The organism is Acuticoccus sediminis (assembly GCF_003258595.1).
GTDB classification, from domain to species: domain Bacteria; phylum Pseudomonadota; class Alphaproteobacteria; order Rhizobiales; family Amorphaceae; genus Acuticoccus; species Acuticoccus sediminis.
Genome location: NZ_QHHQ01000001.1, coordinates 103,078 through 129,144 on the forward strand (window position 1 = coordinate 103,078; position 26,067 = coordinate 129,144).

Genomic DNA, 26,067 nt, shown 5'->3' on the forward strand with positions numbered 1-26,067 from the left:
CGTTCCCTGGTCAATTTCGTTATTCCTTTAGCACCCCACTCGCGGAGAGCTTCGATGATCCGGACGACCCTCGCAGTTGTGATGAGCCTCGGAGTCGCCAGCACGGCCCTCGCGGCGCAGTGCGGCAACGGACCCTCCGGGTTCAATGCCTGGCTCGCCGATTTCAAGGTGGAAGCGGTGCAGCGGGGGATCCGCAAATCGGCGGTGGACCGTTCGCTGAACGGGGTCACCTACTCGAAGCGGGTCATCGGCTACGACCGGAACCAGAAGTCGTTCAAGCTCTCGTTCGACCAGTTCTGGGCGCGCCGGGTGAACAACGCGATGATCAACCGCGCCCGCTCCTACATCAGCAACAACCGCCGCATGATGGACCGGATCGAGAAGCGCTACGGCGTGCCGCCGGCGATCGTCGTCTCGGTCTGGGCGCTGGAGACCGGCTTCGGCGCCAACAACGGCAACCTGCCGATCATGCAGTCCCTGGCGACGCTCGCCTACGACTGCCGCCGCTCCGACTTCTTCACGCGCGAGCTTCTGGCCGCGCTGCAGATCGTCGACCGCGGCGACATGCGCCCCGAGCAGATGCGCGGCGCGTGGGCCGGCGAGATCGGCCAGACACAGTTTCTCGCCGAACGCTACGTGAACTACGCGGTGGACTTCGACGGTGACGGGCGGCGCGACCTGATGCGCTCGGTGCCGGACGTCCTCGCCTCGACCGCGAACTGGTTCGCGCAGAACGGCTGGCAGCGCGGGCAGCCCTGGGGGCCGGGGACGGCGAACTACAACGTGATCGGCAAGTGGAACCGCGCCGACGTCTACAAGCGCACCATCGCGAAGCTCGCCGAAGAGATCGCGCGGTGACCCTGCCCCGCCGGTCGCTGCGGCGCACGGCGGGCAAGGCGGCCTCCGCCGCCCTCGTCGGCGGCGCGGCGATGCTCGCCGCCGCCATGGTGTCGCCGGCGGGCGCGCAACCGTGCCTCTGCCTCACCTGCGTGCTCGGTACCGGAGAGGCGTTCCGGGCCGGCAGCGTCTCGATGATGCCGGCCATCGCACCCAACGCGTGCCTGGTGGTGAGCACCACCGCCCTCGCGCCCGGGGACATCGAGCCCGGCGACATCGTCGCCTACCGCCGCGGCGGGACGGACCCGACGCTCTACCTGACGCGCATCGTGGCGACCGGCGGCCAGACCGTCCGGCTCCGGGGCGGCCGCGTCAGCATCGACGGCACGGCGGTGAAGACCGAGGACATCGCCCCGCTGGTCTCCCCCCACGTCGTCGCCGCGGAACGGTGCCCCCTGCCCGAGGGCGACGCATGCCGCGTGCGGCGACTGCGCGAGACGCTGCCGAACGGCGCCTCCTACGAGGTGCTCGACCTCCTGGTGGGCGGGATGTTCGACGACACGCCGGCGATCGAGGTGCCGGAGGGGCAGTTCTTCGGCCTCGCCGACAACCGCGACAACGGCATCGACAGCCGGATGCAGAACGGCGGCCCCGGCTTCATCACCCTCGAGGAGATCGTCGGTCGCGTCACGCCTGCGAGCGCCGTCAAGTAGCCGCGACGGGGGCGGGAGCGCCGGCCCGTATCAGCGGGAGGCCGGCGCGTGCTCGGCGTGGAAGTGGTCGTAGACGCGCTTCGCGACGCTCTCGGAGATGCCGTCGACCGCGACGAGGTCGTCGATCCCCGCCTTCGCCACGGCCTTCGCGGTCCCGAAGTGCTTCAGCAGCGCGCGCTTGCGGGCGGAGCCGATGCCGGGGATGTCGTCCAGCGGGTTCGCCGTCAGAGCCTTCTTGCGTTTGGCGCGGTGGGCGCCGATCGCGAACCGGTGCGCCTCGTCCCGCAGGCGCTGGATGAAGTAGAGCACCGGGTCACGCGGCGGCAGACGGAACGGCTGCTGGCCCCGGATGTGGAACTCCTCGCGACCCGCGTCGCGGTCGACGCCCTTGGCGACTCCCACCAGCGGGACGTCGGTGATGCCGAGCTCGCCCAGCACCGCGTGCGCCGCGGCGAGCTGGCCCGCCCCGCCGTCGATCAGGACGAGGTCGGGCCACGGGCCGAGGCTCTCGTCGTCCACCGTCTCGTGGCCGGCAGTCTCGCCGTCCGGCGCCTCGCGGCTCCCGGCCGGCTCCTCCCGCGGCGCCTCCTTGAGGAGGCGCGAGAAGCGGCGGGTCAGCACCTCGCGCATCATGCCGAAGTCGTCGCCCGGGGTGATCTCCTCGGACTTGATGTTGAACTTCCTGTAGTGCGGCTTGGAGAAGCCCTCCGGCCCGGCGACGATCATCCCGCCGACCGCGTTGGTGCCCATGATGTGCGAGTTGTCGTAGACCTCGACGCGGCGCGGCGGGTGCTCCAGCCCGAACGTCTCGCCGAGGCCGGCGAGGAGCTTGCTCTGGCTCGACTTGTCGGCGAGGCGCCGGCCGAGCGCCTCGCGCGCGTTGGCGAGCGCGTGCTCGACAAGCTCGCGCTTGGCGCCGCGCTGCGGCACCGCCACCTCCACCTTCCGCCCGGCCCGCTCGGTGAAGGCCATCGCCAGCAGGTCGCGGTCCGGCACCTCGTGGGACAGGAAGATCGCCCGGGGGACGGGCTTGTCGTCGTAGAACTGGGCGACGAACGCCTCCAGCACATCTGCCGCCTCGAGCCCCTCGTCACGCGGGTAGTAGGCGCGGTTGCCCCAGTTCTGTCCGGTGCGGAAGAAGAAGACCTGCACGCACGTCTCCCCGCCCTCCTGATGGACGGCGAAGACGTCGGCCTCCTCGACCCCTTGCGTGTTGATGCCCTGGTGGCTGTCGACGTGGCTGAGGGCTGCGAGACGGTCGCGGATGCGGGCGGCGCGCTCGAACTCCAGCGCCTCGGCGGCGGCTTCCATCTCCGCGCCCAGCCGCTTGCGAATGGACTGGCTCTTGCCGGAGAGGAACGCCTTGGCCTCGCCGACCAGCGCGCCATAGTCCTCGAGGCCGATCTCCCTGGTGCAGGGCGCCGAGCAGCGCTTGATCTGGTAGAGCAGGCACGGCCTCGTCCGCTGCTCGTATACCGCGTCGGTGCAGGAGCGGATCAGGAAGGCCTTCTGCAGCGCATTGATCGTCCGGTCGACCGCGCCGGCGGAGGCGAACGGGCCGTAATAGTCGCCCTTTCGCGAGTGCGCGCCGCGGTGCTTGATGATCTGCGGCGCCTCGTGGTCACCGGTCAGCAGGATGTAGGGGAACGACTTGTCGTCCCGCAGCAGCACGTTGTAGCGCGGGCGGAACCGCTTGATGAGGTTCGCCTCGAGGAGCAGTGCCTCGGTCTCGGTGTTGGTGGTGACGAACTCCATCGCGACGGTGCGATTGACCATCGACATCAGCCGCGAGGAGAGGCCCGTCGGCCGGGAATAGCTGACGACGCGCTTCTTCAGGCTCCGCGCCTTGCCGACGTAGAGGACATCGCCGTTGTCGTCGAGCATGCGGTAGACGCCCGGCCCGTTGGGCAGGCGCTTCACCGTCTCGGCGATCAGCTCGAAGCCGGTCTTCTGGATCTGCGTGCGGCGGAAGCGGACTTCCTCCGGACCGCCGGCCGCGCGGCGCTCGCTGCCGGACTGCGGCACATTGCGCACCCGCGTCGGCAGGTCGACCTCGACCAGCGCGTCGGTGAAGGCCTCGGAAGTGTCCAGGTCCGTATCGCTCATTCGCCCGCCTTCACGGAGACGACCTCGGCCCCGATCGCGTCGCGCAGCATGGCCGGGGCGACGGAGAAGACGCTGTCCGGCCGGCCCGCGGCGCACCATACCACGTCGTGCGCGAGCAGCGCCTCGTCCATCACGACGGGGAGCGCGGTCAGGTGGCCGATCGGGGCGACGCCGCCGATGGCGAAGCCGGTGACGTCGCGCACGCGGCGGGCGTCGCAACGGGCAAGCTCGCGTCCCGTGCGGGCGCTGACGGCGGGAAGGTCCGCATTGTGCGCGCCGGAGACGAGGACCAGCACGAGGCCGTCTCCGTTCGCGAACACGAGGGACTTCACGATCTGCGCCACGTCGCAGCCGCAGGCGGCGGCCGCATCCGCGGCGGTGCGCGTCGAGGCGTCCATGCGGCGGATCTCGATATCGAGCCCGAGGCGCTCGGCGTCTGCGGCGACACGGTCGATGGACGCCTTCGGGGCGGACGAGGCGTCGGACGTCGGATTGGCAGTTTCGCTCATGGCCCCAATCTGGCGTCCCGCCGGCCACCCTGCAATCGCCGCGAGCGGTGAAGTGCGGAACGATCACCGCTGATCCGACTTTTCAAGCCAACGTGAAGTGACGGCCCGAAGGAGCATCCATGGACCTCAGGATCGACGGCAGGTCGGCGCTGGTGACCGGCGGAAGCGGCGGCATCGGCTCGGCGGCGGCGCAGATGCTGGCCGAAGCCGGCGTGACGGTCTGGCTGAGCGATATCGACAAGAAGGCCGTGACGGCGGCGGCTAAGGCCATCGGCGCGACGCCCGTCGCGGCGGACCTCTCGACGACCGGAGGGGCGGCGGCGCTCCACGAGGCGACCGGCCCGGTGGACATCCTCGTTCACGCCGCCGGCGTCACCGGGGCCAAGGGCGACCCGCTGCGGATGACCGACGACGACTGGGACGAGGTGCACCAGATCGACTTCATGTCCGCCGTGCGTGTCGCCCGTCTGTACGGCCCGGCGATGATCGACAAGGGCTGGGGCCGGATGGTCTTCGTCACCTCGGAGAACGCCGCCCAGCCCTACCCGGACGAGACGGTCTACAACGTCGCCAAGATCGGCCTCGCCAGCTTCGCCAAGTCGATCGCGATGGCGCACGCGGGCAAGGGCCTCCTCGCCAACTGCGTGGCGCCGGCGTTCATCGAGACGCCGATGACCGACGGGATGATGGAGAAGGAGGCGCAAAAGCGCGGCGTCGGCAAGGATGAGGCGATCGAGGCCTTCCTCGACGAGCAGAGACCCTACCTTGGATTGAAGCGCCGGGGCCGACCGGAAGAAGTGGCGCCGGTGATCGCGCTGCTCTGCTCGGAGCTGGCAAGCTTTGTTTCCGGAGCCAACTGGCGGGTGGACGGCGGTTCAGTCGGTAGCATCGAAATATAATCGGGTGCCATCAAACACACACCAAATACAATCTATGATTGACATTTGGCGCCTCTTTTTGTTTTCTGGTGTCACACGGTGACTGCAACAAAAGGCGGATGATCCGATGATGGCTGAGAATATCGAGCGGCACGAAAAATTCCGGGACGCCGCCGTCCGGCGCGTCCGCAACGTGGAGACGACGCTGCGCCGCATCCGCAATCTCTCCAATCCGAATTCCTACGCCTACACGGAGGAGGAGATCGAGCGGATCTTCAGCCACCTGCAGACCGTGCTGGACAGCACGCGCGAAAGCTTCATCCGCCCGCTCGACCGCGGCGAATTCAGGTTCTGAACCGCAGCCGGGCGCGGCGGCCCCGCCGCGCCCGGCTGCAATACCGACGTCGCCGGGCGGCACCCAGCGGCCCGGACGGGCAAGTCGCCCGCCGCCCGCGCCACACCCACGACCCTGGCTACAGCCTTCGAGCGGGCGACGATTCACCCGATGGCTCCGCGCGCCGGACAGCCCCGGGCACAGTCGCCCCCGATGCACGGCCGGCACCGGGGCTGCGACCTCCGCTCATCACGTGATCCGCCGACGCATGGTTACGCGCGGCAGGAATTCAAGTGCCGGAGCGGCAGCGGAACGAGCAGGAACGTGCTCGAGCCGCTCGGCCGCGCACGATCGGTCCGCCGCGACGCGTCGCTCACGTGTCGCGACGTCTCGAAAACGCCAGGGAAACCAAGGCTTATCCTTGAGTTGGCCGAAAAATCGCGGGGCGATCAGGCCTGCTGTGACCGTCATCACAACGCCCGCTCCGGGCACCTCCCATCTTCCGGTTACGGATCGGAGGAACATCGTATGAAGACGCTCATCGCTGCCATCGTCGCCATGGCCATCAGCCTGATGGCCGTGGTCGCACAAGTCGCCGCGTATGCGGCGCCGCTCCCGTCGCAGGGCATCATGTCGGCTTTCGCGAAGGCCACCAGCATCGCCCAGGCCGACCGCCGCGCCCTCGCGGCAGACGCGGCCATCGCTCTCGGCGCGCACGACCTCGGCCTCGTCTTCACCGCCAGCGCCGCGGGCGTGAAGTAAGAGACGGCGTGAGCCACGCCGGCTCGCGCCCCCTGACGACCGGCGCCTTCGAGGCCGCCGGCGATGCGGGCCGCCGCCCGCGCACGAAAAAGCCCCCTTGCGGGGGCTTGCCCCGGCAGAGCCGCTCTCGCGCTCCGGCGGTCGCCGGCAACGGCGCACCGGAGACGTCCCGTCGTTACTGCGCGGTCTCGGGCTTGGCCTCGTCCGACTCACGGACCTCGGTCTCGAGAGTCGCGATCTCCTTGCGCAGCTGCTCGATCCGCGAACGCCACTCCTCGGCCGACTTCTCCAGCGTCCCGATCTCGGCCTGCAGACCGTCGCGCCTGGCCCCCAGCTCCTCCATGTCGGTAACGTCGGACTGCAGCGACGCGAGCTGGTCCATCCCCTTGGCAATCTCGTCGAGCAGCGACGAACGGTCCGATTCGAGCGACGAAATGGCGCTGCTCAGCTCCTCGCGCCGGCTCGTCAGCGACGAAAGGGTCTCCTCCTCCGCGGCCTGATCGTTCTTCAGCGCCTCCAGCGCATCGTCGAGCTCGGAGCGCGTGCCGGTGAGGTCGCTGACGACCTTCTCCATGGTCTCGCGCTGCGTCGAAAGCTCCGATACCTCGGACTGGAGCGCCTCCTGCGCCTTGCGCGCGTCGGCGAGGGACGCCTCGACGTCGCCCACCTGGGTGTTGAGATCGGCGAGGCGCGCTTCCATCTCGTCGGCGCTTCCGGCCGCTTCCTCGCGCTCCTCGGTCAGCGCGGTGACGGTGGTGCGGAGCATCTCGACCTGCTTCGTCAGATCGGCCTCGGAGGATTCGAGGTCGGCGAGGGCCTTCTCGGCGGCCTCCTGCGAGGACTTGGCGTCGCTCACCAGGGCGGTCGTCGACTCCAGGCTGTCGTTGGCGGCCTCGAGGTCGCTGCGGACGTTCTCCAGCTCGCCGAGCGAGGCCTTGCGCTGGTCGCCGAGGTCGGCGATCTCGGCCCGCAGCGCCTCGGCGTCGGCCCGTGCCTCGTCCAGCTCTTCGACGACGGCGTCACGGGACGCGATCGCCTTTTCGGCTTCGTCCTGGACGGAGGCGAGGTCGCTCTTGGCGCTCTCGATGTCGGCGGTCAGGCCGTCATGCTCGGCGGTCGCCGCCTCGATCTCCTTTTTCAGCGCCGCGAGGTCCTCCTTCGCGGCTTCGACGTCGGACGTCGCCTTGTCCCGCGCCTCGGTCGTCTCGGCGGCCTCGGTTTCCAGCGCCGTGAGGCTGTCCTTCATCGCGGAGACCTTCGCGGTCACGTCCTCGAGCGCGCCGTCGGCGGTAGTCGCCGCGCTCTGCGCCCGCTCCAGCTGGCTGGTCAGCTTGTCGATGGTGGCCGCCAGCTCCTGCTGCCGGGCCTCGCGTTCGGCGAGCGTCGTCTCGGCGTCGCCGATGTTGCTCGTCAGAGTCTCCTGCTGCGCGGTCAGCTCGGAGACGGTGGAGGCGAGCGTGTCACGCTCCTTGCCGGCCGCCTCGATCGCCGCCTTCACTTCGGCGAGCGCGCCGGACTCGGACCGCAGCGCCTCGAGGTCCGAGGTGAGCCGGGACTGCTCGGTCTCGGCATTGCTCCGCGCGGAGGCGAGCTCCGCCTTCAATTCCTCGGTCTGGTTCCAGTAGTAGATGCCGGCACCAAGGCTCACAATCGTGATGAGAATGAGAACGACGACGGCAGGGCTGCGGACGGTCATACGAGAGAGCTCCTTTCGGCCAGCATGATTCGGTTATCGACCACGATGGAACATCTTGTCGATCCGTCTGCCCATATGATTCTCACATAGAGAACAGATGTCGGTCTCGCGGCTTTCAACCCAGAGTATCCCGCCGGTTGTACTGCCTCGTATTTCATCAACCTGTCATTCAACCGTAGTCCGCGTGTCAAACACCGCCGGTACCCGAGCCTGCCGAACCAATTCGTTTTGCGGGAGCGCGCGGTGCAACAGGTCCTCGAAGGCCAATACTCCGACCTCGGTCGGCTTCTTCAGATGATTCAGGAGCTTGGGCTCGAGATGCGCGAGCTCGAGCTCGGCAGCTTCGAGGACGATCGCTTCACCGTCGCGGGCGGCGACCTCGGCTTCGTCTACGGCAGCGACGGCGCCGACCGCATCGTCGGCAACCGCGGCGACGACTACCTCGCCGGCGGTCCGGGCGATGACGTCCTCGACGGTCGCTTCGGCAACGATCTCGTCCTCGGCGGGTCCGGGAACGATACCGTGCGCGGCTACGACGGCGACGACATTCTCTCCGGCGGCCATGGCGACGACCTCGTCGTCGGCGGCGACGGCGACGACACGATCAGCGGCGAGACCGGCAACGACCGCCTGCGCGCGGGCGCCGGAGACGATGCCATCGCCGTCGGCACCGGCCGCAACTTCGTCAACGGCGGCGCCGGCGAGGACAGGCTCACCGTCGAGGGTCTCCTCTCCGACTACGTCTTCACCGAGCGCAACGGCATGGTGATCATGCAGGCGAAGGACGGCTCGTCGCGTCACCTCGTCAGCAACGTCGAGACCATCGAGGACGCCTCGGGCAACGCCGTCACCGACGCGGAGGCGACCGGCACCGTCACGCTGCAGCTCCTCCACGCCTCCGACCTCGAAGGCAACGCGGACGCGGTCGACGCGGCGCCGAACTTTGCCACCATCGTCGACTACCTGCGCGGCGAGGTGGAGACGACGCTCGTGCTCTCGTCCGGCGACAACTACATCCCGAGCCCGTTCTCCAACGCCGCCGGCTCCGCGAGCCCCGAGATCCAGGCCCAGCTCAGCGCCATCCTCACCGACGTCATGTCGGCGGTCACGGGCGAGACCCTCGCCGGCCTCGAAAGCGCCAAGGGCCGCTTCGACATCGCGATCATGAACGCGATCGGCTTCGACGCGTCCGCGCTCGGCAACCACGAGTTCGACTTCGGCCAGGCCCAGCTCGCCGACATCGTCGGCGCCGACGCGAGCTGGACGGGCGCCCTCTTCCCGTACCTCTCCGCCAACCTCGAATTCGAGGACGAGAGCGTCCTCGCCCCGCTCCTCGACGCGGACGGCGTCGCGGCGGGCGAATCCGGCAACGGCGTCATCGCGCCCTACGCCATCCTGGAGGAGAACGGCGAACAGTTCGGCGTGATCGGCGCGACGACGCAGCTCCTCGAGCAGGTCTCGTCCACCTTCGGCGACCCGGACAACGCCAACGACGACGTGGTCGCCGCGCCGGGCTTCGACGACATGGAGGCGCTGGCGGCCGTCATCCAGCCGATCGTCGACGAGTTGGAGGCCCAGGGCGTCAACAAGATCATCCTGACCTCGCACCTGCAGCAGTTCGCACTGGAGAACGAGCTCGCCACCCTTCTCGACGGCGTCGACATCTACCTCGCCGGCGGGTCCGACACGATCGTCGCGGACGAGACCGACCGTCTCGCCGACGGCGACGAGGCGGCGGCCAACTACCCGGTCATCACCCGGGACGCCGGCGGCAACGACGTCGCCATCATGTCGACCGACGGGCAGTACTCCTACGTCGGCCGTCTCGTGGTCGAATTCGACGCGGGCGGCAACCTCATCGTCGAGTCGATCGACGAGGCCGTGTCCGGCGCGTACGTCACCGACGAGCAGGGCGTCCTCGACGTGACCGGCGCCGCCACTCTGGAAGAGGCGATCGCGGGTTCCGAGGCCGGCACGCAGGTCCACGCGCTGACGCAGACCATCAACGACGCGGTCCTCGTCTCCTCGGGGCAGAACTTCTTCGCCGACCTCGCGGTCGACCTCAACGGCGAGCGCGAGCCGGGCGTGCGCACCGAGGAGACCAACCTCGGCAACCTCACCGCCGATGCCAACCTCGCCTATGCGCAGGACATCAGCGGCGAGGACGTGCTCGTCTCGATCAAGAACGGCGGCGGCATCCGCGCGCCGATCCCGCTCGGCGACGGCCTCGTGTCGGAGCTGGAGATCGAGCAGGCGCTCGCCTTCAACAACTCCCTCTCGCTGGTCTCGGCGACCGCCGGCGAGCTGGTCGACCTCCTCGAGCACGGCGTCGCCGCGAGCGCGTACGACGAGGACGGCATACCGACCAACGCGCAGGGCCAGTTCCCGCAGGTCGCCGGCGTGCGCTTCTCCTTCGATCCGTCGCAGCCCGAGGGCGCGCGCGTCATGGACGTGGTCATCGAGGGTGCCGGCGCGGGCGGCGAGGACGTGCAGATCCTGAACGACGGCGTCCTCACCGCGGCGGCCGAGAGCCTCGGCGCGATCCGCATCGTGACGCTGAACTTCATGGCGAGCGGCGGCGACGGCTATCCGTTCGACACGCTGTCCGATCCTGAGCGCGTCGACCTCTTCGACGACCAGGTGATCGCCGACGGCCTCGCCCAGTTCACCAACGTCGGCACCGAGCAGGACGCGCTGGCGGAGTACCTCGCCGCCAACTACGGCGTCGACGACGATCCGACCAACGACTTCGCCATCGCCGACACCGCGGCGGAGTTCGACACGCGCATCGTCAACCTCGCTGTTCCCGGCTCGATCGACCTCGATCTCGCCGCCTGAGACCGGCCGGCGGATATCGCGGCGCGAGGGGGGCTCCGGCCCCCCTTTTTCATGCGGTGCCCGGCGAGCGCGTCGTTAACCACGGTGCTGCTAGCACAGCCCGGAAAAGCATGATGAAACTCATGCAGATGCAAACGAGGAAGGCTCGCATGTCGGTGAACCGCACGTCGATTGGGCTCGCGCTGTGCGCGGCGCTCGGCGCTTATGGCCCTGCGCTGGGTCAGGACGCCGCCCCTGCCGCGACCCTGCAGCTCCTGCACGCCTCGGACCTGGAGGGCAACGCCGGGGCCGTGAAGAACGCGCCGAACTTCGCCGCCATCGTCGAGGCCCTGCGTCCGCAACAGGAGGCGACCCTCGTCATCTCGGCGGGCGACAACTTCATCCCGAGCCCGTTCTCCAACGCCGCCGGCGCCCAGGACGAGGAGGTCCGGGCCAAGCTGAGCGCCGCCCTCGATGCCGCGATGAAGACCGCCGGCATCGACGCCAGCGGCCTCGAGACCGGGACCGGCCGGTACGACATCGCGATCATGAACATCATCGGCTTCGACGCCTCGGCGCTCGGCAACCACGAGTTCGACTTCGGCCCGGAGACGCTCGTCTCCATCATCGGCAAGAGCGACACCTGGACCGGCGCGCTGTTCCCGCTCCTGTCCGCCAACCTCGAGGTCGGCGCCGACAGCCCGCTCGCCGCGATCCACAGCGACGCGGGGGACGCCGGCGACGGCATCGTGGCGCCCTACACCGTCCTCGAGGCGGGCGGTGAGACGTACGGCATCATCGGCGCGACGACCCCGCTCCTCGCCACCATCTCCTCCCCCGGCCCGGGCATCACGACGACGCCGACCAGCGACGACATGGCCGCGCTCGCGGCGGTGATCCAGCCCGTCGTCGACAAGCTGACGGCGGACGGCGTCAACAAGATCATCCTGACCTCGCACCTGCAGCAGATCTCGCTGGAGGAGAAGCTCTCGACGCTGCTCGACGGCGTCGACATCTTCATCGCCGGCGGCTCCGACACGCGCCTCGCCAACGAGAACCTGCGCCTGCGCGAGAAGGACGAGGCGCTGGGTCCCTACCCGATTCTCGGCAAGGACGCGGGCGGCAACGACGTCGCCATCGTCTCGACCGACGGGCAATACACCTACGTCGGCCGGCTGGTCGTCGGCTTCGACGCGGACGGCAAGCTTCTGCCGGCGACGATCGACCCCGAGGTGTCGGGCGCCTACGCCACCGACGACGAGGGCGTGCTGGCGGTGACAGGCGCGGCGGATCTCGCCGCGGCGCTCGCCGGCTCCAAGGCCGGGGCGGCGGTCCACGACCTCGTCACGGCGATCTCCGACGCGGTCCTGACGACCTCCGGGTCCACCTACTTCGCGGACCTCGCCGTCGACCTCAACGGCAACCGCGAGCCGGGCGTGCGGACCGAGGAGACCAACCTCGGCAACCTGACGGCCGACGCCAACCTCGCCGTGGCGAACGAGCTGTCCGGCGACAAGGTTCTGGTCTCGCTGAAGAACGGCGGCGGCATCCGCGCCTCGATCCCGCTCGGCAACGGCAAGATCTCCGAGCTGCAGATCCAGGACGCGCTCGCCTTCAACAACCCGCTCTCGCTCGTCACGCTGACCCCCGAGCAGCTGGTCGCAACGCTCGAGTACGGCGTCGCCGCCAGCACCTACGAGGACGACGGCACGCCCACCAACGCGCAGGGCCGCTTCCCGCAGGTCGGCGGCATGTCGTTCGCGTTCGATCCGACGGAAGAGGCCGGCAGCCGCGTGATGGAGGTGACGCTGCTGGGTGCGGCGGCGGACGGCTCGGACGTGACCATCTATGCCGACGGCGAGCTGACCCCGGCCTCGGCCGAGTTCGAGGACGGGATCCGCGCGGTCACGCTGAGCTTCCTGCTCGACGGCGGCGACGGCTACCCCTACCCGAGCTTCGTGGAGGAGAACGCCGGGTTCGCCGACGTCGTCGACCTGATGAAGCCGGACGTGATCGCCGCCGGCGCCGCCCAGTTCACCAACGTCGGGACCGAGCAGGACGCGCTGGCGGAATACCTCGCCACCTTCACCGCCCCGGTCGACCTCCCCGACACGAGCGGCATCGAGGACACCCGCATCCGCAACACGCTCTTCGTCCAGTAACGAAACAGGCGGGCGGGTCGACCCGCCCGCCTGTCCGGATGCCGTTCCGGGCGCGCGTGACGCGGCGCCCGGCAGGACGGCGGCGCTATTCGGCCGCGTCCCGCTGCAGCGCCTCGGCGATCATCGCCCGCGTCTCCGGCACGCCGTAGAGGGCCACGAAGGAGCCGAAGCGCGGCCCCTGCTGCTGGCCCAGCAGCACCTGATAGAGCGCGCCGAACCAGTCGCGAAGCTGCTCGAAGTGCGCCTTGCCGATCTCGTAGACGACGTTCTGGATGTCCTCGGCGCTGGCGCCTTCCATCCCCTCGAGCTGGGCCGACAGCTCCTCCAGCGCCTGCCGCTCCGTCGCGGTCGGGGCGCGGAAGGACTTGGACGGCGCCACGAAGTCCGCGTAGTAGCGGATCGCGTAGCCGACGAGCTTGTCGAGCTCGGGCTCGGTCTCGGGCGTCGCGCCCGGCACGTAGCGCGAGATGAACCCCCACAGCACGTCCCGGTTCTGCGAGTGCGACGCCGAGACGAGATTGAGGAGCATGGCGAAGGAGATCGGCGTCCCGCTGGCGGTCGCCGGGGCCCCCTTGATGTGCCAGACCGGGTTCTCCAGCCGCTTCGCCTCGTCCTCCTCGGCATACTTCGAGGCGAAGGTGAAGTACTCGTCCACCGCCTTCGGGATGATGTCGAAGTAGAGGCGCTTGGCCGTCTTCGGCTTCTGGAACATGAAGAGCGCGAGGCTCTCCGGCGAGGCGTACGTCAGCCACTCCTCGACCGCGAGGCCGTTGCCCTTGGTCTTGGAGATCTTCTCGCCCTTCTCGTCCAGGAAGAGCTCGTAGTTGAAGCCGGCCGGCGGGTTGCCGCCGATGGCCCGGCAGATCTTCGAGGACTGCGTCACCGAATCGATGAGGTCCTTGCCGGCCATCTCGTAGTCGACGCCGAGCGCGTACCAGCGCATCGCCCAGTCGGCCTTCCACTGCAGCTTGGCGTGGCCGCCGGTGACGGGCGTCTCGAACGTCTTCCCGTCCGCGTCCTTCCAGGTGATGGTTCCGGCGTCGACGTCGCGGGCGATGACCGGAACCTGCTCGACGACGCGGGTCTCCGGGTTGACCGGCAGGAAGGGCGAGTAGGTGGCACGGCGCTCCGGCCCGAGGGTCGGCAGCATGATCTCCATCACCTTGTCGTAGGCGCGGAGCGTCGCCAGCAGCGCCTCGTCGAAGGCGCCGGAGCGGTACATCTCGGTCGCCGACACGAACTCGTATTCGAACCCGAAGTCGTCGAGGAACGAGCGCAGGCGCGCATTGTTGTGGTGCGCGAAGCTCTCGTGCGTCCCGAACGGGTCCGGCACCTCGGTCAGCGGACGGCCGAGGAAGGGGGCCATCCTGTCCTGGTTCGGCAGGGTCGGCGGGATCTTGCGCATCCCGTCCATGTCGTCCGAGAAGGCGATGAGGCGGGTCGGGATCCTGCCGCCGGTCAGCGCCTCGAAGGCACGGCGCACCATCGTGGTGCGCGCGACCTCGCCGAAGGTGCCGATGTGGGGCAGGCCGGAGGGACCGTAGCCGGTCTCGAAGATGGCAGGGCGCGTCTCGTCGCCGAGCCGGGCGACGACCTTCCTGGCCTCCTCGAAGGGCCAGGCCCGGGCGTTCTGGGCGGCTTCGCTCACGCGGGGTCTCCATGGTCGGCGAGGCGCGGCCAGCGGGCGGCCTCCTCGGAAGTGATGGCCGCCACCTCATCGCGCGCGGCCTTGCTCAGCTCGAACAGGTCGTAGGCTTTCTCCGCCTCCGGTTTGCTCGGTCGGTTGAGCCGGTCGTTTTTGCTCCAGAAGGTGGTCAACATGTTCACTTCGTCATCCGAGAGATCGAGTAGGGGCGCCAAGGCCGCCGCGGTACCGGCCGGATCGGCCAGCATGTCGGGCTGGAAGACCTCGACTGCACGGCCTTTAAGCCGATCCCTGTGCCGACGCCAAGCCGCCTGACACTCAACCCAGCGCTGCGCGACCGCCCCTTCGTGGCCCTCGAGCTTCCAGTGGGGCATCGCCGCGGAGGCCCGAACCGCCTGCAGCGGGGGGCGATAGAGGAAGATGTAGCGCGCGTCCGGCCACAGTGCGTCGATGGACGGGATCGCCGCCGCCTGCTTGTGATCGGGCGTCTTGTCGATCCACGCCTCGTCGTCCGGGTCGCCGGTCTCGCTGTAGAGCCGGTTCACCGAGCGCTTGAACTCGCCGATGAACCGCGCCGCCTGCTCGGCCTCCATCACGATCGAGTTGCCGCCGACGCGGCCGGTCGCGACACGCACGAGACCCGGGTGGAAGTGGTAGAGGAAGTGCCCCTCGAGCCTGTATCGGCCGAAACGCTTCAGCCGGGCCAGCCCCATCGCCATCGCGGTGGTTCCGGACCGGGGCGAACCGAGGATGAAGACGGGCAAAACGGGCCTTTCTGGGCGGTCGGCGGCGGGCAACGCCGAGGGCCGGCAGCTGTAGCATGCGGCCGACCAAGATGCTAAGGGGCAGCGAATACTCGAAATGAACCGGACGGAACATGGATCAGCCGATTTCCCATCACGAAGCCCTCGTGTTCGCCATGGTCACGATGTCCGCCGTCGACCGCACGATGACGGACGCCGAACTCCGGCGCATCGGTGAGATCGTCGAGACGGTGCCGGTGTTCCGCGGTTTCGATTCGGAGCGCCTCGTCCATCTCGCCGAGACCTGCGGCGAGATCCTGCAGGAGGACGACGGCCTCGACACGGTCCTCGACCTGATCGCGACCTGCGTTCCCAAGCACCTCCACGAGACGGCGTACGCGCTGGCGGTCGAGGTGGCGGCGGCCGATCTTCGCATCCAGCAGGAGGAGCTCCGCTTCCTCGCCATGCTGCGCGACCGTCTCGGCCTGGAGAAGCTGATCGTCGCCGCGCTGGAGCGTGGCGCCCGCGCCCGCCACCGCACCCTGCAGGGCAGCTGAGCGCCCGCCGGCCCTGACGGGTCCACCCGGGCGGCCGCAGCGTGCCGCCCGCCCCCTCCCGGCTGACGAAGCCGCGAGCGCCGCGACCCGGCGCTCAGTTCATCGACACGCGCGCGTTCGGCATGTCGAGCGAGAAGGCGGGGATGTCGACGTGGAGCATCGACCCGTCGTCCCGCTCCATCTCGTAGTGGCCAACCATGAAGCCGGACGAGGTCGTCAGCGGGCAACCCGAGGTGTAGGTGAAGCTGTCGCCCGGGTCCAACATCGGCTGCTCGCCCACCACGCCGGAGCCGTCGACCTCCTGCACCTCGCCCTTGGCGTTGGTGATCGTCCAGTGCCTGCGGCGCAGGCGAACGCTGTCGTCACCACGGTTGTGGATCGTCACCGTATAGGCCCACACGTACCGGTGCACCTCGGGCGCCGAGTGCTCGGGCAGGTAGGTCGGCTCGACTTCGACGTCGATGAATGCGGTCGTGGCTTTGTACATAACAAACGTCGCGAGTCCCGAAACGGCGAATGCCGCTCCTCCTTCCGTGGCTGCCCAGCCAGATACTTAGCAGCGTCACGCGTGCTGAAAAGGATTCTTTTCGGCGCTCTCTCAATGCAATGTCGGCTGGCTATAGTTTTCCCTGATTGTGTTTTGCGTTAGGCGTTAACAGAGCGAAAGATACTATGTATGACACGCGAATTCGCAGGATCATCGATCCGCCGCTGAACTGGATCGCGCGTCGCCTGCGTCCCCTGCCGGTGACTGCGAACCAGATCACCGTGGCGGCCCTCGTCTTCGGGCTCGCCTCGGCCGTCGCCGTGGCGTTCGGAGCCTTCGGTCCGGCGCTGGTCGCACTGGCAGCCAGCCGGATCGCCGACGGGCTCGACGGCGCGGTGGCGCGCCAGCACGGCGTCACCCGGCTCGGCGGCTACCTCGACATCGTCTTCGACTTCTTCTTCTACGGCGCGATCCCGCTGGCCTTCGCCATCGCCGACCCGAGCCGCAACGCGCTGGCGGCGGCGGTGCTCCTCGCGAGCTTCTACGCCAACGGCGCCACCTTCCTCGGCTTCGCCGCCGTCGCGGCGGAGATGCGCCTCACCACCGACATCCAGGGCAGGAAGTCGATCTACTATTTCGCGGGATTGGCCGAAGGCGCGGAGACGATAGCTGTTTTCTGCCTGATGATGGTCTTCCCCGCGGCCTTCGTCTGGCTCGCCTTCCTCTTCGCGGCGGTGTGCTTCGTCTCGGCCGGCGCCCGGGTCCTCGCGGTGAACGACATGCTGCGCCACCTGCCGCCCATGCCCCCGGTGGCCGGCGCGCCGCCGGCCGGGCCGGTCAGCGGTCCGACGTCGTCCAGCGCGGACTGATCCACGGCTCGCCGTTGTCGGCGGGGAGCGGCGGCCGCCCGAGGATCATGTCGGCGGCCTTCTCGCCGACCATGATGGACGGCGCGTTGAGGTTGCCGTTGGTGATGCGCGGAAAGATCGAGGAATCCACCACGCGCAGCCCGTCGACGCCGATGACCCGGCACTGCGGGTCGACCACCGCGCCCGGATCGTCCGCGCGGCCCATCCGGCAGGTGCCGCAGGGGTGGTAGGCGCTCTCGGCGTGCTCGCGGATGAAGCCGTCGATCTCGTCGTCGCTCCGGACGTCCGCCCCGGGCTGGATCTCCTTGCCGCGGTAGGGGTCGAACGCGCGCTGGGCGAAGATCTCGCGGGTCAGGCGCACGCAGTGGCGGAAGTCGTGCCAGTCCGTCTCGGTGGACATGTAGTTGAAGACGATGCGCGGCGCCTCGCCGGGGTCGGCGCTCCTCAGGGTGACGGCGCCCCGGGAGGGCGAGCGCATCGGCCCGACGTGGGCCTGGAAGCCGTGCCCCTCCGCCGCGACCTTGCCGTCGTAGCGCACGGCGATGGGAAGGAAGTGGTACTGGATGTCCGGGTACTCGACGCCGGGCGCCGAGCGCAGGAACGCCGCGCTCTCGAACTGGTTCGACGCGCCCAGCCCCGTCTTGAAGAAGAGCCACTCGGCCCCCGCGAGCGCCTTCCCGAAGAGGTTCCAGTGCCTGTAGAGCGTGATCGGCTGGGTGCAGGCCTGCTGGATGTAGACCTCCAGGTGGTCCTGCAGGTTCTGCCCGACGCCGGGCCGGTCGGCCAGCACCGCGATGCCGTGCTCGACGAGGTGCGCTGCCGGCCCCACGCCGGACAGCATCAGGAGCTTGGGGGAGTTGATGCTCGAGGCGGCGAGGATCACCTCCCGGCGCGCCCGCACGACCTCGATGCCGCCACCGCGCCCGATCTCGACCCCGACCGCCCGGCCGTCCGCGAAGACGACGCGGCGGGCGAGGCCGCGTTCGAGCGTCAGGTTCTTCCGCTTCAGCGCCGGCCTGAGGTAGGCGTTGGCGACCGACCAGCGGCGGCCGTGCCAGACCGTCTGCTCCATCGGGCCGAAGCCTTCCTGCTTCCGGCCGTTGTAGTCGGCGGTGAACTCGAACCCGGCCTGCTGCCCCGCTTCGACGAAGGCGTGAAAGAGCGGGTTCCGGCGCGGGCCGCGCGTGACGTGGAGCGGTCCGGAGGTGCCCCGCCAGTCCGGGTCGCCGCCGTGGCCGCCGTCGTGCCAGTGCTCCATCCGCTTGTAGTAGGGCAGGACGTCCGCGTAGCCCCAGCCCGCGGCGCCCTCTTCTTCCCAGTGGTCGAAGTCCCTGGCGTGGCCGCGGACGTAGACCATCCCGTTGACCGAGGACGACCCGCCGAGAACCTTGCCGCGCGGCGTGGCGAGGCGGCGCCCGCCGAGATGGGGCTCGGGCTCGGAGACGAAGCCCCAGTCGTAGCGGGACATGTTCATCGGATAGGAAAGCGCGGCCGGCATCTGGATCAGCGGCCCCGCGTCGGTGCCGCCGTACTCTATGACGGCGACGGAGCGGGTGCCGTCCTCGGAGAGGCGCGCGGCGAGGGCTGCGCCGGCCGATCCGGACCCGACGATGACGAAATCGGCTTCCATGGCATTCCTCCGTCGCGGAACGGTGTCTCTCGGTCTTGCACGGATTGCCGGGGTCCGGGCGGGTCAAGGGCGCGCGCAGCGCGGGCGAAGCCTTCACCCTTGACGCGCCCGGACCCCGGCGGAGGCTGGCACCAGGTGTCCGGATCGGTTGGCTCCTTCAGCCAATCGAACCGGACGCCTGCCCGTCGGCGAGACGGGGGGAGCGCGAGGGGGGAACGCCCTCGCCGCTGAGCCTCAACGCGTCACGCGGTCGCCGACGACGCGGGGCTCCGTCAGTGCCGCCGACGACGCGAGGCGCCGTCAGTAGGGGCTTTCCACGCGCCCCATCCCGACATGGACGGTCTTCAGCTGCGAGTAGAACTCGACGGCCGCGCGCCCGTTCTCGCGGCCGACGCCGGACGCCTTCACCCCGCCGAACGGCTCCTCGACGGGCGTGAGGTTGTAGGTGTTGATCCAGGCGATCCCGGCCTGGAGCGCGGCGGCGACCCTGTGCCCGCGGGCGAGGTCGCGGGTGAAGACGCCCGCCGCCAGTCCGTAGGGCGTCGCGTTCGCGCGCTCGACGGCCTCCTCCTCCGTCTCGAACGTGAGGAGGGAGAGGACCGGTCCGAAGATCTCCTCGCGGGCGATGGTCATCGCGTCGGTCACGCCGTCGAACACGGTCGGCTCGACGAAGGCGCCCTTCTCGAACGCCTCGCCCTGCGGGGCGCGCCCGCCGATCGCGATCCGCGCACCTTCGCGGCGTCCAATGTCGATATAGTTCATCACCTTGTCCCGCTGGGCGTAGGAGACGAGGGGCCCCATGTGCGTCGCGGGGTCGGTCGGATCCCCGAGGCGGATGGCGCGCGTGCGCTCGACGAGACGGTCCAGGAAGCGCGCCTTGATGCCCGCCTGGACGAAGACGCGGGTGCAGTTCGAGCAGATCTGCCCGGCCGAGTAGAAGTTGCCGAGCATGGCGCCGCCAACGGCATCCTCGAGATCGGCATCGTCGAACACCAGGAGCGGCGACTTGCCGCCGAGCTCCATGGTGACGTGGCGCATCCCCGCCGCGGCTGAGGCGTAGACCTTCGCGCCCGTCGGCACCGAGCCGGTGAGGGAGACCTTGGCGGTGGCGGGATGGGTGGCGAGCGCCGCGCCGGCCTCTCCCATCCCCTGGACGACGTTGAAGAGCCCGGTCGGGGCGCCGGCCTCGATGAAGATCTCGGCGACCTTGAGGGCGCACAGCGGCGTCAGCTCGGACGGCTTGAACACCATGGCGTTGCCGCAGGCGAGCGCCGGCGCGGCCTTCCAGCAGGCGATCTGGGTGGGATAGTTCCAGGCGCCGATGCCGACGCAGACGCCGAGCGGCTCGCGCACCGTATAGGCGAAGTCCCCGCCGAGGGGGACGCTCTCGCCGTGGAGGCCGGGCGCGAGCGTGCCGAACCACTCGAGCGCGTCCGCGCCCGAGGCGGCGTCGGCGACGAGCGTCTCCTGGATGGGCTTGGCGGTGTCGAGGGTCTCGAGCGCCGAGAGTTCCTCGTTGCGGGCGCGGATGATGTCGGCGGCGCGGCGCAGGACGCGCCCGCGCTCGGCCGGCGACGTCGCGGCCCAGACCCTCTGGGCGCGCACGGCCGAGGCCATGGCCGCCTCAATGACGGCGGGCGTCGCCGCGTGGACGCGGGCGATCACCTCGCCGGTGGCGGCGAAGACGTTGTCGATGGGGGTGCCGGCCTCGTCCTCGAGGTAGGCGCCGTCGACGAAATGGCTGGCGGTCGGTTGAGCGCGCATCAGTCCCCCCTCGGGTAGCGCTGGCGGTCTTCGAGGTCGTTGAGGTCGTGCTTGTTGCGCATGTACCGCTCGGACGCCTTCTTCAGCGGCTGGAAGTCCCACGGGTACTCCGCGCCCACGCGCAGCGCCTCGTAGACGACGAGGCGCCGGGCCTGGGAGGCGCGCACCTCCGCGTCGAAGGCCTCCATGTCCCACCGTTCGGCGACGGCGGCGGCCATCCGCGCGGCTGTCGCGGCGTGCGCCGGGTCGGCGGCGAGGTTGGTCAGCTCGTGCGGGTCCGCCGCGAGATCGTAGAGCTGCGGCGGATCGATCTCGCAGTGGAGGTACTTGAAGCGCCCGTCGACGAGGCCCACCAGCGGCGCCTCGGAGGCTTCGGCGGCGTACTCCATCGGCACCGGCCCGCGTGGCGCGCCGCCGGCGACGGGAACGAGGCTCGTCCCGTCGGTCCAGGGCGCAACCTCGGTGAGGTCGATGCCGGCGAGGTCCGCGAGGGTGGCGTTGACGTCGATGGTCGAGACGGGCGTGTCGATGCGGCCGGCCGGCATGCCCGGCGCGGCGATCATCAGGGGGACGCGGGCCGACCCCTCGAAGAAGCTCATCTTGAACCAGAGGCCGCGCTCGCCGAGCATGTCGCCGTGGTCGGACAGGAAGAGGACGATGGTGTCGTCAGCCTGATCCGTCGCCTCGAGGGCGGTCATGATCTCCCCGACCTTCTCGTCGATGTAGGAGACGTTGGCGAAGTAGGCGCGGCGCGACCGGCGGATATCGTCGGCCGTGATCTCGTAGTTGCGCCAGTCGTTGGCGTCGAAGATGCGCCGGGAGTGGCGGTCGTGCACCTCGTAGGGGAGCGCGGCGACCGTCGGCTCGAGGTGCTCGCAGTCCTCGTAGAGGTCCCAGTGCCTGCGGCGGGCGACGTAGGGATCGTGCGGATGGGTGAAGGAGACGGTCAGCATCCACGGCCGCTCGTCGTTGCGGCGGCCGAGGTCGTAGACCTTGCGTGTCGCCTCGTAGGCGACCTCGTCGTCGTATTCGAGCTGGTTGGAGATCTCGCCGATCCCGGCGCCGGTGACCGAGCCGAGGTTGTGGTACCACCAGTTGATCCGCTCGCCGGGCTTGCGGTAGTCCGGCGTCCAGCCGAAGTCGGCGGGGTAGATGTCCGTCGTGAGCCGCTCCTCGAACCCGTGGAGCTGGTCCGGGCCGACGAAATGCATCTTGCCCGACAGCGTGGTGGCGTAGCCGGCGCGGCGCAGGTGGTGCGCGTAGGTCGGCGTGTCCGAGGCGAACTCGGCGGCGTTGTCGTAGACGCGGGTGCGGTGCGGCAGCTGGCCGGCCATGAAGCTCGCCCGCCCCGGCGCGCACAGCGGCGAGCCGGTGTAGGCGTTGGCGAAGCGCGTCGACCGCGCCGCGAGCCGGGCGAGGTTCGGCGTCCTCAGGAAATCGGCCGGGCCGTCCGGAAACAGCGTCCCGTTCAGCTGATCGGCCATGAGGATCAGGACGTTGGGCTTTCGGCTCATCGCTTGGTCCTGTCGAGGCAGAGATCGAGGTAGTCCGACACCATGGCGATGGCGTCGGTGCGGCTGGGCGCACGCTCCTGGAGGGCGGCGCGGATGTAGAGCCCGTCGATCATCGAGGCGATCCCCTGGGCGATGGTGCGGGCCTCGTCCCCGGACACCAGGCTGCGCAGCGCATGGACGAGGTTGGAGTCGAGCCGCCGGGCGTAGATCGCGAGGAGGCGCGAGGCGTCCGGCGACCGGTGGGCGTGGACGTAGAAGTTCAGCCACGCGACGATGACGGACGGCTCGAACTGCTCCAGCGTGAAGCAGGCCTCGAAGATCGCGGCGAGGCGTTCGCGCGGGGTGCGGGCCGCTCGGGTGCGACCGCGCACGGAGGTGCCGAAGTCGGTCAGGATACGCCGCATGGCGGCGAGCAGGATCTGCTCCTTGGAGCCGAAATAATGGTGCGCCAGGGCGGGCGAGACGCCGGCGCGGCGGGCGATGCGGCTGACGGTGACGTCGAGCGATCCCATGGCGCCGACCTCGACGATGGCGGCGCGGATGAGCGCATCGCGGCGCACGGGCTCCATTCCGATCTTCGGCATGGGCTGCCTCTGCCTCCGAGGGGTACTGTTTACATCTCCGGGCTACTGGTTTTTATTTGACTGGTCAATCAACATCCCGACCGATACCCGCGACAGGAGAGATGCTCATGCGACGCACCGCCCTCCCCGCCCTGGTCCTTGCGGCCAGCACCGCCCTCGTCATGCCGGCCATGGTTGCCCCGGCCCTGGCCCAGGACTGCGAGGACATCACCTTCTCCGACGTCGGCTGGACCGACATCACCGCCACCACGGCGCTGACGAAGACGGTGCTGGAGGGGCTCGGCTACGACGTCGACGTGAAGGTGCTGTCGGTGCCGGTGACCTACGCCTCGCTGGAGAAGGGTGACGTCGACGTCTTCCTCGGCAACTGGATGCCGACGATGGAGGGCGACATCGCCGCCTACCGCGACAAGGGCACGGTCGAGACCGTGCGCGCCAACCTCGAGGGCGCGAAGTACACGCTGGCGACGAACGCGGCCGGCGCGGAGCTCGGCATCAGGACCTTCGCCGACATCGCCAAGCACGCCGAGGAGCTGGACGGCGAGATCTACGGCATCGAGCCCGGCAACGACGGCAACCGGCTGATCCTCGACATGATCGACCAGGACGCGTTCGGCCTTAAGGACTTCGAGGTGCGCGAGTCCTCCGAGCAGGGGATGCTGGCGCAGGTGGCGCGGGCGACGAAGCGGGACCAGCCGATCGTGTTCCTGGGCTGGGAGCCGCACCCGATGAACGCCAATTTCGAGCTGACCTACCTCGAGGGCGGCGACGACTTCTTCGGCCCCGACCTCGGCGGCGCGACCGTCTACACCAACGTGCGGGCCGGGTTCATGCAGGAGTGCCCGAACGTCGGCAAGCTCCTTGAAAACCTCGGGTTCTCGCTGGCGATGGAGAACGAGGTGATGGCGCTGATCCTCGACGAGGGCGAGGAGGCGGACGACGCCGCCGAAGCCTACCTGACGGAGCACCCCGACGTCCTGCCGGAGTGGCTCGACGGCGTGACGACGCTGAGCGGCGAGCCCGGTCTGGACGCGGTCAAGGAAGAGCTCGGCCTCTGACCCGGGCGCTTCAAGCCTCCGCTTGCAGGTCGCAGCCCTCGTGAAGGGCGGTGCGCAGCGCCGGACGAAGCCTTTGCCCTTGACGAGGGCCGGGCCCGGCGCAGGCTGGCCCGAGGGGATCGGGCCTGCCGGCAGCGGAACGGGCGTCAGGGCCGAACCTCTTGCCGCCGCCGAGGCGGAGGGAAGCGCGAGGGGAGGAACAGCCCTCGCCTTCGCGGCACGGCGCTTGCCCCACGGGGCGGAGGCTCTTCGCGCCCCCACCCTTTAGGACCCATCCGGAGGGCATTTTGGAATTCATCGAGGACTACAAGATTCCGGTCGGCGACGCCGCCGAGGCGGTGTTCGACTGGCTCCAGTCCCATGGCGGCTGGTTCTTCGACGGCCTCGCCGACGCCATGGAATGGCTCATCGACTGGCTGCTCTGGGCGCTGCAGTCGCCCCCGCCGATCGTCATCATCGCCCTCGGCGGGGCGATCGCGTACCTGATCCAGCGGCGCTGGTCGATCACGCTGTTCGTGGTTCTCGGCTTCCTCTTCATCCTGAACCAGGGCTACTGGGAGGAGATGACCGAGAGCCTGACCCTGGTGATCTCGGCCTGCATCGTGTGCATGGCGGTGGGAGTGCCGATCGGCATCGTCGCGGCGCACCGGCCGCGGCTCTACAACGTCCTGCAGCCGGTCCTCGACCTCATGCAAACGCTGCCGACCTTCGTCTACCTGATCCCGGCGATCGTGTTCTTCGGCATCGGCATGGTGCCGGGCCTCATCGCGACGGTGATCTTCGTGGTCCCGGCGCCGATCCGGCTGACCCAGCTCGGCATCGCGGCGACGCCGCGGCCGCTGCTGGAGGCGGCGGATGCGTTCGGGGCGACGGCCTGGCAGAAGCTCGTCAAGGTGGAGCTCCCCTACGCGCTGCCGCAGATCATGGCCGGCCTCAACCAGACCATCATGCTCTCCCTCTCGATGGTGGTGATCGCCGCGCTGGTGGGCGCCGACGGCCTCGGCGTACCGGTGGTGCGCGCGCTGAACCAGGTGAACACCTCGCTTGGCTTCGAGTCCGGCTTCATCATCGTGGTGGTCGCGATCATGCTCGACCGCGTCCTTCGCATCACGAGGCACCGCTGATGAGCGCTCCCAGGACCCCCGCTGTCATTTTCGAGGACGTCAACATCGTCTTCGGCGACGCGCCGGCCGACGCGCTCCCGCTGATGGACGAAGGCCGGACGCGGTCGGAGATCCAGGAGGCCACGGGCCAGGTGCTCGGCGTCCACGCGTGCTCGCTCGAGGTGGGCGAGGGCGAGATCCTCGTCCTGATGGGCCTCTCCGGCTCCGGCAAGTCCACTTTGCTGCGGGCGGTGAACCGCTTGAACCCGATCGTGCGCGGCCGCGTCCTGGTGCACGATGGTGCGCAAATGACGGACGTCACTGCTGCCGATAAGAAAATCTTACGTCGTTTGCGCCGCGAGCGTATCGCCATGGTTTTTCAGCAGTTCGGACTGCTGCCATGGCGGGACGTTTCGGAGAACGTCGCCTTCGGGCTGGAACTGTCGGGCCTCACGAAGGCCGAACGGGAGGCAAGGGCGCGGGCGCAGCTCGACCTCGTCGGCCTCTCCGACTGGGCGGACCGGCGCGTCGGCGAGCTGTCGGGCGGGATGCAGCAGCGGGTCGGCCTCGCCCGCGCGTTCGCGACCGAGGCGCCTATCCTCCTGATGGACGAGCCTTTTTCGGCGCTCGACCCGCTGATCCGCGCGCGCCTTCAGGACGAGCTGCTCGACCTTCAGCGGAACCTGAAGCGCACCATCATCTTCGTCAGCCACGACCTCGACGAGGCGTTCAAGATCGGCGACCGGATCGCGATCATGGAGGGCGGGCGGATCGTCCAGTGCGGCACGCCGGCGGAGATCATCCGGGCACCGGCCAACGACTATGTGGCTGATTTCGTGGCCCACATGAACCCGCTCGGCGTCCTCACCGCCGCCGACGTGCTGGCGCGCGCGGGTGTAGGTGCGGACGCAGGCGAGGGCCCGCCGCCGGACGGCGCACCGAGCGTCGGCCCCCAAGCGACGGTCCAGGACGTGATGCAGTTTCTGGGGTCGCAGGAGACCGTTCGTGTGGTAGAGGACGGCCGACAGCTGGGGACGATCTCGGCGGCGGACGTCGTCGCGGCGCTGGCGGCTGGCAGCGGTGCGCCGGGTGTGTCAGGCTCCTGACGGCTGCACAGGCCTGCCTCCCGCGGGCGACTTTCGCGTGCGCCCGGCTCCCCCCTTGTAGTTAAGCATAAGAACTGCTACGTATGTGGTGTGGTCGGGATCGCGGCCGCGCATTGCCTCAGGGCTTTAGCATGAAATGCGTCGTGGACCGGCGCCCCCGACAGGCCAGTGAAAACGGCCGACACACCCCTTA

General features: G+C 69.3%; 22 protein-coding genes. 12 read left to right on the forward strand and 10 right to left on the reverse strand.

Translation table 11 applies throughout. The features are described from left to right. The first annotated feature begins 54 nt into the window (after positions 1-54). Positions 55-858, forward strand: a complete 804-nt coding sequence (locus DLJ53_RS00370; RefSeq protein ID WP_111341286.1) for a lytic murein transglycosylase — start codon at positions 55-57, stop codon at positions 856-858. Beyond that, a complete protein-coding gene (gene lepB / locus DLJ53_RS00375; protein WP_111341288.1) occupies positions 855-1,550 on the forward strand; it encodes a signal peptidase I in 696 nt (231 codons plus the stop codon). Before DLJ53_RS00370 ends, lepB begins: the two co-directional genes overlap by 4 nt. 30 nt (positions 1,551-1,580) lie before the next feature. On the opposite strand, the gene uvrC is transcribed toward lepB, so the two are convergent. After that, positions 1,581-3,656: an excinuclease ABC subunit UvrC gene (uvrC, locus tag DLJ53_RS00380; RefSeq protein ID WP_111341291.1), complete on the reverse strand. Its 2,076-nt coding sequence runs from the start codon at positions 3,654-3,656 to the stop codon at positions 1,581-1,583. Then, entirely contained in the window at positions 3,653-4,165 is a 513-nt protein-coding gene (locus DLJ53_RS00385) for a YbaK/EbsC family protein (protein ID WP_111341294.1), read from the reverse strand. The genes uvrC and DLJ53_RS00385 overlap by 4 nt, the downstream gene beginning before the upstream one ends. Positions 4,166-4,284: 119 nt before the next feature. Here DLJ53_RS00385 and DLJ53_RS00390 point away from each other — a divergent pair, with 119 nt between their 5' ends. The 3 genes from DLJ53_RS00390 to DLJ53_RS00400 all read left to right on the forward strand — a co-directional run bounded on the left by DLJ53_RS00390 (position 4,285) and on the right by DLJ53_RS00400 (position 6,139). Further along, positions 4,285-5,064 carry an SDR family NAD(P)-dependent oxidoreductase gene (locus tag DLJ53_RS00390; protein WP_111341296.1) on the forward strand — a complete coding sequence of 260 codons (780 nt, stop codon included), beginning with the start codon at positions 4,285-4,287 and terminating at the stop codon, positions 5,062-5,064. Positions 5,065-5,170: 106 nt separating this feature from the next. Beyond that, complete coding sequence (locus DLJ53_RS00395; protein ID WP_111341299.1) at positions 5,171-5,398, forward strand: hypothetical protein; 228 nt, start codon at positions 5,171-5,173, stop codon at positions 5,396-5,398. A gap of 507 nt (positions 5,399-5,905) precedes the next feature. After that, entirely contained in the window at positions 5,906-6,139 is a 234-nt protein-coding gene (locus tag DLJ53_RS00400) for a hypothetical protein (RefSeq protein ID WP_111341302.1), read from the forward strand. Positions 6,140-6,314: 175 nt separating this feature from the next. Here DLJ53_RS00400 and DLJ53_RS00405 read toward each other — a convergent pair whose 3' ends face one another. Beyond that, positions 6,315-7,835 (reverse strand): hypothetical protein, encoded by a 1,521-nt coding sequence (locus DLJ53_RS00405; RefSeq protein ID WP_111341305.1) that lies wholly within the window; start codon positions 7,833-7,835, stop codon positions 6,315-6,317. 243 nt (positions 7,836-8,078) lie between these two features. Between DLJ53_RS00405 and DLJ53_RS00410 the strand changes: the two genes are divergently transcribed. Continuing rightward, positions 8,079-10,673 (forward strand): 5'-nucleotidase C-terminal domain-containing protein, encoded by a 2,595-nt coding sequence (locus DLJ53_RS00410; protein WP_146619845.1) that lies wholly within the window; start codon positions 8,079-8,081, stop codon positions 10,671-10,673. A 149-nt stretch (positions 10,674-10,822) separates the two neighbouring features. Continuing rightward, on the forward strand, positions 10,823-12,814 hold the full coding sequence (locus DLJ53_RS00415; protein WP_146619846.1) for a bifunctional metallophosphatase/5'-nucleotidase: 1,992 nt from the start codon (positions 10,823-10,825) through the stop codon (positions 12,812-12,814). An 85-nt stretch (positions 12,815-12,899) separates the two neighbouring features. Here the strand turns inward: DLJ53_RS00415 and DLJ53_RS00420 are convergent, their stop codons facing one another. Beyond that, positions 12,900-14,462 carry a lysine--tRNA ligase gene (locus DLJ53_RS00420; protein WP_244934972.1) on the reverse strand — a complete coding sequence of 521 codons (1,563 nt, stop codon included), beginning with the start codon at positions 14,460-14,462 and terminating at the stop codon, positions 12,900-12,902. Then, positions 14,459-15,223 carry a sulfotransferase family protein gene (locus DLJ53_RS00425; protein WP_146619847.1) on the reverse strand — a complete coding sequence of 255 codons (765 nt, stop codon included), beginning with the start codon at positions 15,221-15,223 and terminating at the stop codon, positions 14,459-14,461. The genes DLJ53_RS00420 and DLJ53_RS00425 overlap by 4 nt, the downstream gene beginning before the upstream one ends. A gap of 113 nt (positions 15,224-15,336) precedes the next feature. On the opposite strand from DLJ53_RS00425, the gene DLJ53_RS00430 reads away from it, so the two are divergent. Beyond that, positions 15,337-15,759, forward strand: coding sequence for a tellurite resistance TerB family protein (locus tag DLJ53_RS00430; RefSeq protein WP_111341319.1), 423 nt, complete (start codon positions 15,337-15,339; stop codon positions 15,757-15,759). 94 nt (positions 15,760-15,853) lie between these two features. Here DLJ53_RS00430 and apaG read toward each other — a convergent pair whose 3' ends face one another. After that, complete coding sequence (apaG, locus tag DLJ53_RS00435; RefSeq protein WP_111341322.1) at positions 15,854-16,246, reverse strand: Co2+/Mg2+ efflux protein ApaG; 393 nt, start codon at positions 16,244-16,246, stop codon at positions 15,854-15,856. A 185-nt stretch (positions 16,247-16,431) separates the two neighbouring features. On the opposite strand from apaG, the gene DLJ53_RS00440 reads away from it, so the two are divergent. Further along, positions 16,432-17,115 carry a CDP-alcohol phosphatidyltransferase family protein gene (locus tag DLJ53_RS00440; RefSeq protein WP_111341325.1) on the forward strand — a complete coding sequence of 228 codons (684 nt, stop codon included), beginning with the start codon at positions 16,432-16,434 and terminating at the stop codon, positions 17,113-17,115. Here DLJ53_RS00440 and betA read toward each other — a convergent pair. The 4 genes from betA to betI form a co-directional block, all read right to left on the reverse strand. After that, on the reverse strand, positions 17,084-18,745 hold the full coding sequence (gene betA, locus DLJ53_RS00445; RefSeq protein WP_111341328.1) for a choline dehydrogenase: 1,662 nt from the start codon (positions 18,743-18,745) through the stop codon (positions 17,084-17,086). The genes DLJ53_RS00440 and betA overlap by 32 nt on opposite strands. Before the next feature lie 300 nt (positions 18,746-19,045). After that, positions 19,046-20,509, reverse strand: coding sequence for a betaine-aldehyde dehydrogenase (gene betB / locus DLJ53_RS00450; protein WP_111341331.1), 1,464 nt, complete (start codon positions 20,507-20,509; stop codon positions 19,046-19,048). Then, positions 20,509-22,023, reverse strand: a complete 1,515-nt coding sequence (gene betC, locus DLJ53_RS00455; protein WP_111341334.1) for a choline-sulfatase — start codon at positions 22,021-22,023, stop codon at positions 20,509-20,511. Before betC ends, betB begins: the two co-directional genes overlap by 1 nt. Continuing rightward, complete coding sequence (gene betI / locus DLJ53_RS00460) at positions 22,020-22,607, reverse strand: transcriptional regulator BetI (protein WP_111341337.1); 588 nt, start codon at positions 22,605-22,607, stop codon at positions 22,020-22,022. The genes betC and betI overlap by 4 nt, the downstream gene beginning before the upstream one ends. 101 nt (positions 22,608-22,708) lie before the next feature. On the opposite strand from betI, the gene DLJ53_RS00465 reads away from it, so the two are divergent. From DLJ53_RS00465 to choV, 3 genes are all read left to right on the forward strand, one after another. Then, entirely contained in the window at positions 22,709-23,665 is a 957-nt protein-coding gene (locus DLJ53_RS00465; protein ID WP_111341340.1) for a choline ABC transporter substrate-binding protein, read from the forward strand. 287 nt (positions 23,666-23,952) lie between these two features. Further along, positions 23,953-24,789, forward strand: coding sequence for a choline ABC transporter permease subunit (gene choW / locus DLJ53_RS00470; RefSeq protein ID WP_111341342.1), 837 nt, complete (start codon positions 23,953-23,955; stop codon positions 24,787-24,789). Continuing rightward, on the forward strand, positions 24,789-25,874 hold the full coding sequence (gene choV, locus DLJ53_RS00475) for a choline ABC transporter ATP-binding protein (RefSeq protein ID WP_111341344.1): 1,086 nt from the start codon (positions 24,789-24,791) through the stop codon (positions 25,872-25,874). Before choW ends, choV begins: the two co-directional genes overlap by 1 nt. Positions 25,875-26,067: the final 193 nt, after the last annotated feature.